This window comes from Streptomyces sp. NPDC058955 (genome assembly GCF_042741435.1).
Classification (GTDB): Bacteria; Actinomycetota; Actinomycetes; order Streptomycetales; family Streptomycetaceae; genus Streptomyces.
This window is the reverse complement of record NZ_JBHYKM010000059.1, coordinates 36,229-47,096: the sequence shown is the minus strand read 5'-3', so window position 1 is coordinate 47,096 and position 10,868 is coordinate 36,229. Positions and strand designations below refer to the sequence as shown.

Genomic DNA, 10,868 nt, shown 5'->3' with positions numbered 1-10,868 from the left:
GCCCCATGCCGGCCGCCGGCCCCGCGTCCGGCCCGGCGGCCCCGCCGGCCGGTCCGCTGGCCGTCCTGGCCCGGCCCGAGGCCGCCGCCGCGACGAGACCCGAGCCCTCCGCGACCGACGCCGGGCGGCAGCGGGTCGGGGTCGGGCAGGCGGCGCTGCTGTCGGCGCTGGTCGCGGGGACCCCGGTGCCGGAGGGGTTCGACGTGCGGCGGATCGGTGTGCAGAGCCGGGCGCTCGCCGCCAAGCGGGCCTCCGTCGTGGCGCGGATCGCGCCCGAGCTGCCGAGGATCCTCGGCGCCGAGTTCCGGCCCGCGTTCCTGGCGTACGCCCGCAGACGGCCGATGCCGGGGAGCTACCGGCGGGACGCGCTCGACTTCGTCGAGGGGCTGCTCCTCGACGAGCGGCGGCCCGAGCGGCGGGAGCTGACCCGCTGGTGGCAGGAACGGTCCGACAGCCGGCCGCCGGGTCTCGCGGGCCGCGTGGCCCGGGCCGCCCGCACCGTGTTCGGACGGCGGTGAACGGCATGGACCTCCTGCTCCTCGCCTTCCACGCCGCCGGTGGCCGCCCCCGCGCGCGGGGCGTGGTGGACGCCCGCCGGGGGCGCGGGGGGGCGGGCGGGGCGCCCGCCCCCCCCCACCCCCGCCCTGGTCTTGGCGGGGCGCCGCTCTTTAGCTGAACGAGTCGCCGCAGGCGCAGGAGCCGGTGGCGTTCGGGTTGTCGATCGTGAAGCCCTGCTTCTCGATGGTGTCGACGAAGTCGATGGAGGCGCCGCCCAGGTAGGGGGCGCTCATGCGGTCGGTGACGACCTTGACACCGTCGAAGTCCTTGACGACGTCGCCGTCGAGCGAGCGCTCGTCGAAGAACAGCTGGTAGCGCAGGCCGGAGCAGCCACCGGGCTGGACGGCGACGCGCAGCGCCAGGTCGTCGCGGCCTTCCTGCTCCAGCAGAGCCCTGACCTTGGCCGCGGCGGCGTCGGTGACGATGATGCCGTCGGTGACGGTGCCGGTCTCGTCCGATACGGACATCTACATCTCTCCCGGGTTGTACGGAGACTGCTTGCCGACGGTTGCAACCGACGGTGTCCCGGATTCATTCCGGGTCGGGTGGGATTTCCCTCCTTCATGCTCGCACACCGCGCCCGAAGACGCGGAGGGCGAATTCGTCACATCGACACTATGGCCATCGTCAGAATGACGTGAAGGGGTTATGATAGATAGCGTCATTTAGACGAAAAGGTTCCCCGAAGAAAGGGTGCGTGACGTGACCACCGCCCAGACCCCCCTGGACGTCCAGCCGACGCCGCTCGCCCTGCTGCTGCTCGGCCGCGAGGCCGACCCCAAGAGCGAGCGCGGCGTGGAGTGTCCCGGCGATCTGCCGTCGCCCTCCGACCCCGACCTGGTGGAGCGTGCCCGCGCGGCCAAGGAGAAGCTCGGGGACAAGGTCTTCGTCCTCGGCCACCACTACCAGCGCGACGAGGTCATCCAGTTCGCCGACGTCACCGGCGACTCGTTCAAGCTCGCCCGTGACGCCGCCGCCAAGCCGGAGGCCGAGTACATCGTCTTCTGCGGTGTGCACTTCATGGCCGAGTCGGCCGACATCCTCACCGGCGACGACCAGAAGGTCGTCCTGCCGGACCTGGCGGCCGGCTGCTCGATGGCCGACATGGCCACCGCCGAGCAGGTCGCCGAGTGCTGGGACGTGCTGACCGAGGCCGGCGTCGCCGAGCAGGTGGTGCCCGTCTCGTACATGAACTCCTCGGCCGACATCAAGGCCTTCACCGGCAAGCACGGCGGCACGATCTGCACCTCGTCCAACGCCGAGCGGGCCCTGAACTGGGCCTTCGAGCAGGGCGAGAAGGTGCTCTTCCTCCCCGACCAGCACCTGGGCCGCAACACCGCCGTCCGCGACATGGGCATGTCCCTGGACGACTGCGTGGTCTACAACCCGCACAAGCCGAACGGCGGGCTCACCGCCGAGCAGCTGCGCGCCGCGAAGATGATCCTGTGGCGGGGTCACTGCTCGGTGCACGGCCGCTTCTCGCTGGAGTCGGTCGAGGACGTGCGCGCCCGGATCCCCGGCGTGAACGTGCTGGTCCACCCGGAGTGCAAGCACGAGGTCGTCGCCGCCGCGGACTACGTGGGCTCGACCGAGTACATCATCAACACCCTGGAGGCGGCCCCGGCCGGCTCGAAGTGGGCCATCGGCACGGAGCTGAACCTGGTCCGCCGGCTGGCGAACCGTTACGCCGACCAGGGCAAGGAGATCGTCTTCCTCGACAAGACGGTCTGCTTCTGCTCGACCATGAACCGGATCGACCTGCCGCACCTGGTGTGGGCGCTGGAGTCGCTGGCCGAGGGGAACCTGGTCAACCGGATCGAGGTCGACAAGGAGACGGAGGCGTTCGCGAAGCTGGCGCTGGAGCGGATGCTGGCGCTGCCGTAACGGTTCTCCAGCACCGCCGGCCGGGCTCCGGCAACTCCGGTACCGCCGGGCTCCGGTACGTACGCCGAAGGGGCGCCCCCACACGGGGGGGGCGCCCCTTCGTCCGTGCTAGGCGTTCACCGTCTCCTTCTGCTGCGGCGGGACCTGGGCGTCGCCGCCGGCCCTCTTCGCCGCCTTCTTCGCCGCGCGGCGCTCCTTGCGGAGCTCCACCATCGCGTAGAGCGTCGGGACGAGGAGGAGGGTCAACAGGGTCGACGTGATCAGGCCGCCGATCACCACCACGGCGAGCGGCTGGGCGATGAAGCCGCCCTCGCCGGTGATGCCGAGGGCCATCGGCAACAGGGCGAAGACGGTCGCCAGGGCGGTCATCAGGATCGGGCGGAGCCGGTGCCGGCCGCCCTCGATCACCGCTTCGACGACCCCGTACCCCTGGGCCCGGTACTGGTTGATCAGGTCGATCAGGACGATCGCGTTGGTCACCACGATGCCGATGAGCATCAGCATGCCGATCATCGCCGGGACGCCCATCGCGGTGCCGGTGAGGACCAGCAGGCCGATGGCGCCGGTGGCGGCGAACGGGATGGAGACCAGCAGGATCAGCGGCTGGACGAGCGACCGGAAGGTCGCGACCAGCAGCATGAAGACGATCGCGACGGCCGCGAGCATCGCCAGGCCGAGGTTGACGAACGCCTCGTTCTGGTCCTCGGAGACACCGCCGATGGAGGCGGAGGCGCCCTCGGGCAGGTCGAGCGCGGCGATCTTCGACTGGAGCGCGGTGCCGACGGCGCCGGTGTTGTCGGTGGTCGGCTTGGCCGTGATCGTCGCCGCGCGGGCGCCGTCGATCCGGGTCATCGAGACCGGGCCGGGGACGAGCTCCACGGTGGCGATGTCACCGAGCTTCACCGGGCCGAGCGGCAGCGCCTTCAGCTGGGCGAGCGTGGTGGCCGGGGCGGCCGAGGTGAGGACGATGTCCCGCTCGGCGTCGTCGAGGGTGGCCTTGCCGGCCGGGGTGCCGCGGACGGCCTGGGCGACGACCATGCCGAGGGTGGTCTGGTCGAAGCCGGCGTCGGCCGCCTTCGCGTTGGCCTTCACGGAGATCCGCGGGACCGACTGGGAGAGGTCGCTCTGGACGTCGGTGACGTCCTTCAGCTCCGCGACCGCCTTCTGGACCTGCTCGGAGGCCCGCTGGAGCAGCTCGCGGTCGCCGGCCTTCACGACCACGCTCAGGTCCTGGCTGGCGAAGCCGTCGCCGGCCGCGATCGAGGTGTCGCCGATGCCGTCGAGCTTCCCCAGGCCCGCCTCGATGGCGTCGCGGGTCTTCTCGTACGAGGCGGACTCCTCCAGGGTCACCTGGAAGGACGCCTGGTTGGCCCCGGTGCCGCCGCCGAAGGCCGCCATGAAGCCGGAGGAGCCGACGGTGACCTGGTAGTCCTTGACGCCCTCGGTCTCCGCGAGGACCTTCTCGATCTTCTGTGCGGCCTCGTCGGAGGCGTCCAGGCTGGTGCCGGGGGCCAGCTTCTGCTTGACCGTCAGGACCGGCTGGTCGCCCTGGTCGAAGAAGTTGGTCTTCATCAGCGGCGCCATGCCGAAGGTGACGACCAGGACGACGAGGGCGAGCGCCACGCTGGTGAGGCGGCGGCGGGTGGCGAACCGCAGCACCGGCACGTAGGCGCGCTGGAGGCGGCTCTTCGCCTCCTTCTCCTCGGCGAGCCTGCGGGCCTCGTCCGGGTCCTCGGAGGTGCCCTTGGGGGCGCGCAGGAACCAGTACGAGAGCACCGGGACGACCGTCAGCGAGACCAGCAGCGAGGCCAGCAGGGCGGCGGTCACGGTGAGGCTGAAGGAGCCGAACAGCTCGCCGACCATGCCGCCGACCAGGCCGATCGGCAGGAAGACGGCGACGGTGGTGAGGGTGGAGGAGGTGACCGCGCCGGCCACCTCCTTGACGGCGGTGATGATCGCGGACTGGCGGTCCTCGCCGTAGCCGAGGTGGCGCTTGATGTTCTCCAGGACCACGATCGAGTCGTCGACGACCCGGCCGATGGCGATGGTGAGCGCGCCGAGGGTCAGCACGTTGAGGGAGAGGTCGCGGGTCCACAGCACGATCAGGGCGAGGACCACCGAGAGCGGGATGGAGACCGCGGTGACCAGGGTCGAGCGGATCGAGGCGAGGAAGACCAGGATCACCAGGACGGCCATGACGAGGCCGAGGGCGCCCTCGGTGGTGAGGCCGGAGATCGACTTGGCGACGGCCGGGCCCTGGTCGGAGACGACGGTCAGCTCGGCGCCCGCGCCCAGCTGCTTGCGCAGCTCGGGGAGCTTCTCCTCGACGGCCTCGGAGATGGCGACGGCGCTGCCGTCCTTGTCCATGGTGGCCATGACGGCGAGGCTGGGCTTGCCGTTGGTGCGGGTCAGCGAGACCCGGGCGGACTCCTCCTGCCGCACGGTGGCGACGTCGGCGAGCCGGACCGCCTTGCCCTGGGCGGGCTTGACGCGCAGGTCCTGGATCTGCTGGAGCGAGGTGTAGCCGCCGCCGACCTGGACGGTGCGGCTCTTGCCGGCCTCGGAGAAGGAGCCGGCCGGCAGGGTGGCGCCGCCGTTCTGGAGGGCCTGGGCGAGGTTCATGGAGGTCAGGCCGGCCGCGGCGAGCTTGCGCGGGTCGGGGGTGACGGAGACCTGGAGGTCCTGGACGCCGTCGACGCTGACCTGGCCGACGCCGTCGATGTCCTCCAGGGCGGGGACGACGGTCCGCTCCAGCTGGTCGGCGAGCGCCTGCTGGTCCTTGTCGGAGGTGGCGGCGAGGACGACGGTCGGGATGTCGTCGGTGGAGCCGGCCACGACCTGCGGGTCGACCGTGTCGGGCAGCACCGCCCGGGCGCGGTTGACGGCCTGCTGGACGTCGGCGACCAGCTGCTTGGTGGACTCGTCGCCGTAGTCGAAGGAGGCCATGATGACGGCGCTGCCCTCGGAGGCGGTGGACGTGATGCCCTTGATGCCGTCGACGGCCTTGAGGTTGTTCTCCAGCGGCTCGACGACCTGCTGCTCGACCACGTCGGGAGAGGCGCCCTGGTACGGGGCGATGATCGAGACCATCGGGAGCTCGATCGAGGGGAACAGCTGCTGCTTCAGCTGGGGTATCGCGATCAGTCCGAAGACGATGGCGACGATGGACATCAGCCCGATCAGGGCCCGTTGCGCGAGGCTGAATCTGGACAGCCAGGACATGGGGTCTCTCTTCTGTGGCGTACTCGTCGGCAGGCGGCGGGCAGCCAGAGCGCCCCCCTCCCCCCTACCTTGGGCCACGCCCGGCCGGAAGTCCTCGGCCCCCAGACGCACTTCCCGGCCCTCGCGTACCGCGTCCGCAGTACGCCGGCGGGCGCGGTCACTCCCCCCGCGGGCGGACCAGTCCGGTCTCGTAGGCGGTGACCACCAGCTGGGCGCGGTCGCGGGCGCCGAGCTTGGCCATGGTGCGGTTGACGTGGGTCTTCACGGTGAGCGGGCTGACGTCGAGCCGTTCGGCGATCTCGTCGTTGGAGAGGCCGCCGCCGACCAGGACGAGGACCTCGCGCTCTCGGGCGGTGAGCGCGGAGAGCCGCTCGGCGTCCACCCTGGCCCCGGCGCCGACCGGGTCGGCGGCGGCGCTCTGGGCGAGGAAGGTGGCGATCAGGCCCTTGGTGGCGGCCGGGGAGAGCAGCGCCTCGCCGGCGTGCGCGATCCGGATCGCGCCGAGCAGCTCGTCCGGTTCGGCGCCCTTGCCGAGGAAGCCGGAGGCGCCGGCGCGCAGCGACTCGACCACGTACTCGTCGATCTCGAAGGTGGTGAGCATGACGATCCGGACCCCGGCGAGCTCGGGGTCGGCGGTGATCGCGCGGGTGGCGGCGAGGCCGTCGGTGCCGGGCATCCGGATGTCCATGAGGACGACGTCGGGCCGTTCGGTCCGGGCGAGGGCGGCGGCCTGGGCGCCGTCGGCGGCCTCCCCGACGACCTCCATGTCGGGCTCGGAGTCGACGAGCACCCGGAAGGCGCTGCGCAGCAGGGCCTGGTCGTCGGCGAGCAGTACCCGGATCGTCATCTTTCCTCCCCCGCGTCCCGGGGCGTCCCCGGGCACAGCGGCAGTATCGCCTGGACGCGGAAGCCGCCGCCGTAGCGGGGTGCCGCGGTGAGCGCGCCGCCGAGGGCGGTGACCCGCTCGCGCATGCCGAGCAGGCCGTGGCCGCCGGAGGGCTCGGTGGCCGGCCCGTCGGGCGGGGTGCCGTCGTCGAGGACGGTGATCTCGACCGTACGGCCCACGACGACGATGCTCACCTCGGCGCGGGCGTCCGGTCCGGCGTGCTTGCGGACGTTGGTGAGGGCCTCCTGGACGATCCGGTACGCGGCGAGGTCGACGGGCGCCGGGAGCTGCCGGCCGCCGTCGGCCCGGGCCAGCGAGACGGGCAGTCCGGCCTTGCGGAAGCTGTCGAGGAGCCCGTCGAGGACGGCGAGGCCCGAGACCGGTTCGGTGGGGGCCTCGGGGTCGCCGGACTGGCGGAGCAGGCCGACGGTGGCGCGCAGCTCGTCGAGGGCGGAGCGGCTGGCCTCGCGGACGTGGGCGAGGGCCTCCTTGGCCTGGTCGGGGCGCTTGTCCATGACGTGGGCGGCGACTCCGGCCTGCACGTTGACCAGGGCGATGTGGTGGGCGACGACGTCGTGGAGGTCGCGGGCGATCCGGAGCCGTTCCTCCGCGACCCGGCGGCGGGCCTCCTCCTCGCGGGTCCGCTCGGCGCGCTCGGCGCGCTCCCGGATGGCGTCGACGAAGGCGCGGCGGCTGCGGACGGCGTCGCCCGCGGCGGCGGCCATGCCGGTCCAGGCGAAGACCCCGAGGTTCTCCTGGGCGTACCAGGGGGTCGGGCCGAAGGCCATGGCGGCGACGGCGAGCACGGTCATGGTGACGAGGCCGACCCGCCAGGTGGTGGGGCGGTCGGTGCGGGAGGCGACCGTGTAGAGGGCGACGACGGCGCTGATGGCGAGCGGGGCGGGGCGGGTCTCGCCGAGCAGCTCGACCAGGCTGAGGGAGGCGGTGAAGACGAGGACGGCGAAGGGCCGGCGGCGGCGGAACACCAGGGCGACGGCGGCGGCGGTCATCATCGCGACGCCGGGGAGGGTGGGGGCGCGGTCGCCGAAGGTGGGGCCGGTGGCGCTGCCGTGGGGGTCGGTGAAGGAGGCCGCGATCATGGCGACGAGGACGCCGAAGGCCAGGACGGTGTCGAAGGCCAGGGGGTGGTCGCGGAATCTTTCGCACAGGCGGGTGGCGAGCCCTGAGGTGGGGGCGGGGGGCGCTTCTCCTGTGCGGGTCACGCCGGTAACGGTACGGCGTGCCCGGCGGGCCCGGAACGGCGCCGTCCTGCGGGGAGGGGCGGGTGCCCGGGCGCCACCGAGGGCGCCGTCCCGGTGTGCCCGCCCTCCCCCTGCCCTGTGGGACGCCTGCCCCCACCGGGGCGTCAGCCGGGGATCAGGCCGTCGTCCGAGAGCATGTCCCGGACTTCCTCCAGGGTGGCGTCCGGGGACGGGAGGATGAGTTCCGAGGGCTCCAGGGCGTCGTCCGGCAGGGGGGTGCCCAGGTGGCGGACGGCGTCGAGGAGGGCGCCGAGCGTGCGCCGGAAGCCTTCCTCGTCGCCGGACTGCATCTCGCTCAGCAGCTCGTCGTCGAGCTTGTTCAGCTCGGCGAAGTGGCTGTCGGCCAGCTCGCGCTGGCCCTCCCCCATGATCCGTACGATCATGACGCCGTCCTTGCCTACTGCTTGTCGAAGCGGGGGTGGGACTGCTGCTGGTTCTGCTGCGGGGTGCCCGCGGCGCCGCCCTCGATCGCCTGCTGGGAGGGGCCGCCGGCCAGCTCCGCCTTCATCCGCTGGAGCTCCAGCTCGACGTCGGTGCCGCCGGAGAGGCGGTCCAGCTCGGCCTGGATGTCGTCCTTGGCGAGGCCCGACTGGTCGTCGAGCGCGCCGGAGGCGAGGAGCTCGTCGATGGCGCCGGCCCGGGCCTGGAGCTGGGCGGTCTTGTCCTCGGCCCGCTGGATGGCGAGGCCGACGTCGCTCATCTCCTCGGAGATGCCGGAGAAGGACTCGGCGATCCGGGTCTGCGCCTGGGCGGCCGTGTACGTGGCCTTGATGGTCTCCTTCCGGGTGCGGAAGGCGTCCACCTTGGCCTGGAGCCGCTGTGCCGCGAGGGTCAGCTTCTCCTCCTCGCCCTGGAGGGTCTGGTGCTGCACCTCCAGGTCGCTGACCTGCTGCTGGAGCGCGGCCCTGCGGGACAGCGCCTCGCGGGCGAGGTCCTCGCGGCCGAGCGCCAGCGCCTTGCGGCCCTGGTCCTCCAGCTTGGCGGACTGGCCCTGCAGCTGGTTCAGCTGGAGTTCGAGCCGCTTGCGGGAGGTCGCGACGTCGGCGACGCCCCGGCGCACCTTCTGCAGCAGCTCCAGCTGCTTCTGGTAGGAGTAATCGAGGGTCTCGCGCGGGTCCTCGGCCCGGTCAAGGGCTTTGTTCGCCTTCGCGCGGAAGATCATCCCCATACGCTTCATGACACCGCTCATGGGCTTCGCGCGCCCCCTTCTGACGGACTTGGCACCAGCTCTTCGTCAGGATCCAGACTACGGTCCCTGCCTCCATTACCGCACTGTTCGGAGCCCGATGCGCTCCTCCCCAAGGACGACTGCGGGTCCTCCCGTCTCCGGCGGGAGGAGTAGAGGGATCTCCGGGAGAACCCCCTGACGCGCCGTGCTTCCTCGTGTGCGTACCGGCTACGACGCCGGCTGTGAGCGGATCGTTCCCTCCCGGACTGGGGTTCCATGCCTCCCACCCCGTACCCTTGGGTTTTGTGTTCCGTAGCCGTTCGAAGGATGAGAAGGCCCCCACCGAGAAGGTGACGGCGGACCTCTCCAAGCAGCCCCGCGACCCCGAGGCCCCCAAGGGCCGCCCGACCCCGAAGCGGAGTGAGGCCCAGACGCAGCGCCGTCGCGCGCAGTCCGTCCCGCTCGACCGCAAGGAGGCCGCCAAGCGCCAGCGAGAGGCGCGGCGGGCCGACCTGACGCGTCAGCGCGAGGCGCTGAACAGCGGTGACGAGCGTTATCTGCCGGCCCGTGACAAGGGTCCGGTGCGCAAGTTCGTGCGCGACTTCGTCGACTCGCGGTTCGCGATCGCCGAGTTCTTCCTGCCGATGGCCGTGGTCATCCTGGTGCTGTCGCTGTTCGGCAACGCGAACCGCTCGCTCCAGAACATCTCGCTGCTGCTCTGGCTCGGCGTGATCGTCCTGATCATCATCGACTCCATCGGCATCTGGTTCCGTCTGCGGAAGCAGCTCAACGAGCGCTTCCCGGACACGCCGAAGCGCGGCGCGATCGCGTACGGCCTGATGCGCACGCTCCAGATGCGCCGACTGCGGCTGCCGAAGCCGCAGGTCAAGCGCGGAGAGCGGCCCTGAGCGCGGACGGCTCGGCCTCCGGCGGGCACGTCTTCGGCGTGACCGCCTCCGGGACGGGCGGTCCCGTGCTGCCCGCCGTCGTCCACTGGCCCGCCGGTCACGGCGGGCTCCGGGACACCATCCGGCAGGAGATCGTCGCCCGCCAGGTCGACGAGCAGATAACCGGCCGCTACCCGGTGGGGCAGCGGCTGAGGATCCTCGACGCGGGCATGGGGGCCGGTACGCAGGCGCTGCGGCTGGCCCGGGCCGGGCACACCGTCACGGGTCTGGAGGCCGATCCCGAGCTGCTGAAGACGGCCCGGGAGTCGCTGGCGACCGAGCCGGCCGGGATCCGTGAGCGGGTCCGGCTGATCGAGGGCGACGGGCGCGAGACCGGCGTCCACTTCCTGCCGGGCAGCTTCGACGTGGTCCTGTGCCACGGGGTGCTCATGTACGCCGACGAGCCGGACGCGCTGCTGGCGGGCCTGGCCCGGATGCTGGCCCCCGGGGGCCTGCTCTCCCTGGTGGTACGGAACGCGGACGCCCTCGCCATGCGGCCGGGGCTCGCCGGGGACTGGGCGGGCGCGCTGGCCGGCTTCGACACGGACGTCTACCAGGACGACGACGGCGTGAAGGTGCGGGCCGACCGGCTGGAGGCGCTGACGGCGACGCTCGCGGGGATCGCGGCGCCGCTGCACGCCTGGTACGGCGTGCGGGTCTTCACCGACGGCGTCCCCGCCGAGGCGGGGCTGCCGGCCGCCGAGGAGCTGGAGCGGCTGCTCGCCGCCGAGGAGCGGGCGGGCCGGACCGATCCGTACCGGCGGGTGGCGGCGCTGCTGCACCTGTGCGGGGTGCGGGGCTGAGACCCCGCCCGAACGACACGGCCGAGGGGGGGGGGGGGGGCCCCCCCGCCCCCCGCCCCCCCCCCCCGCCCCCCGCGCCCCCCCCCCCCCCCCCCCCCCGCCCGGCGCGGGAGACCCCCACGCCCGCCCCCCCCCCCC

9 protein-coding genes and 1 pseudogene are annotated in these 10,868 nt (G+C 72.6%); 4 read left to right on the top strand and 6 right to left on the bottom strand.

The annotated features are described in order from the left end of the window. A pseudogene (locus tag ACFW1I_RS22370) lies at positions 1–518 on the top strand (endonuclease); the annotation flags it as partial. A 150-nt stretch (positions 519–668) separates the two neighbouring features. Here the strand turns inward: ACFW1I_RS22370 and ACFW1I_RS22365 are convergent. After that, entirely contained in the window at positions 669–1,025 is a 357-nt protein-coding gene (locus ACFW1I_RS22365; RefSeq protein ID WP_031006968.1) for an iron-sulfur cluster assembly accessory protein, read from the bottom strand. A 235-nt stretch (positions 1,026–1,260) separates the two neighbouring features. On the opposite strand from ACFW1I_RS22365, the gene nadA reads away from it, so the two are divergent. Beyond that, complete coding sequence (nadA, locus tag ACFW1I_RS22360) at positions 1,261–2,442, top strand: quinolinate synthase NadA (RefSeq protein ID WP_384672660.1); 1,182 nt, start codon at positions 1,261–1,263, stop codon at positions 2,440–2,442. Positions 2,443–2,550: 108 nt separating this feature from the next. Here nadA and ACFW1I_RS22355 read toward each other — a convergent pair whose 3' ends face one another. The 5 genes from ACFW1I_RS22355 to ACFW1I_RS22335 form a co-directional block, all read right to left on the bottom strand. Further along, entirely contained in the window at positions 2,551–5,664 is a 3,114-nt protein-coding gene (locus tag ACFW1I_RS22355; RefSeq protein ID WP_384672658.1) for an efflux RND transporter permease subunit, read from the bottom strand. A 157-nt stretch (positions 5,665–5,821) separates the two neighbouring features. After that, the gene (locus tag ACFW1I_RS22350) at positions 5,822–6,511 is read right to left on the bottom strand and encodes a response regulator (RefSeq protein WP_384672656.1); all 690 of its coding nucleotides are present in this window, start codon (positions 6,509–6,511) and stop codon (positions 5,822–5,824) included. Next, positions 6,508–7,719 carry a sensor histidine kinase gene (locus ACFW1I_RS22345; RefSeq protein ID WP_384672672.1) on the bottom strand — a complete coding sequence of 404 codons (1,212 nt, stop codon included), beginning with the start codon at positions 7,717–7,719 and terminating at the stop codon, positions 6,508–6,510. The genes ACFW1I_RS22350 and ACFW1I_RS22345 overlap by 4 nt, the downstream gene beginning before the upstream one ends. 197 nt (positions 7,720–7,916) lie before the next feature. Beyond that, a complete protein-coding gene (locus tag ACFW1I_RS22340) occupies positions 7,917–8,195 on the bottom strand; it encodes a hypothetical protein (RefSeq protein ID WP_384672653.1) in 279 nt (92 codons plus the stop codon). Between the two features lie 14 nt (positions 8,196–8,209). Beyond that, a complete protein-coding gene (locus tag ACFW1I_RS22335) occupies positions 8,210–9,001 on the bottom strand; it encodes a PspA/IM30 family protein (RefSeq protein ID WP_031006955.1) in 792 nt (263 codons plus the stop codon). A gap of 284 nt (positions 9,002–9,285) precedes the next feature. Here ACFW1I_RS22335 and ACFW1I_RS22330 point away from each other — a divergent pair, with 284 nt between their 5' ends. Next, positions 9,286–9,888, top strand: coding sequence for a DUF3043 domain-containing protein (locus ACFW1I_RS22330; RefSeq protein ID WP_384672650.1), 603 nt, complete (start codon positions 9,286–9,288; stop codon positions 9,886–9,888). Positions 9,889–9,953: 65 nt separating this feature from the next. Then, positions 9,954–10,730 carry a bifunctional 2-polyprenyl-6-hydroxyphenol methylase/3-demethylubiquinol 3-O-methyltransferase UbiG gene (locus tag ACFW1I_RS22325; protein WP_234338223.1) on the top strand — a complete coding sequence of 259 codons (777 nt, stop codon included), beginning with the start codon at positions 9,954–9,956 and terminating at the stop codon, positions 10,728–10,730. Positions 10,731–10,868 lie beyond the last annotated feature (138 nt).

Excerpts from the sequence above, each read along its gene's own strand:
- ACFW1I_RS22365 (WP_031006968.1), bottom strand. The coding sequence starts at position 1,025 with ATGTCCGTATCGGACGAGACCGGCACCGTCACCGACGGCATCATCGTC.
- ACFW1I_RS22335 (WP_031006955.1), bottom strand. The coding sequence starts at position 9,001 with ATGAGCGGTGTCATGAAGCGTATGGGGATGATCTTCCGCGCGAAGGCG.
- ACFW1I_RS22340 (WP_384672653.1), bottom strand. The coding sequence starts at position 8,195 with ATGATCGTACGGATCATGGGGGAGGGCCAGCGCGAGCTGGCCGACAGC.
- ACFW1I_RS22350 (WP_384672656.1), bottom strand. The coding sequence starts at position 6,511 with ATGACGATCCGGGTACTGCTCGCCGACGACCAGGCCCTGCTGCGCAGC.
- ACFW1I_RS22355 (WP_384672658.1), bottom strand. The coding sequence starts at position 5,664 with ATGTCCTGGCTGTCCAGATTCAGCCTCGCGCAACGGGCCCTGATCGGG.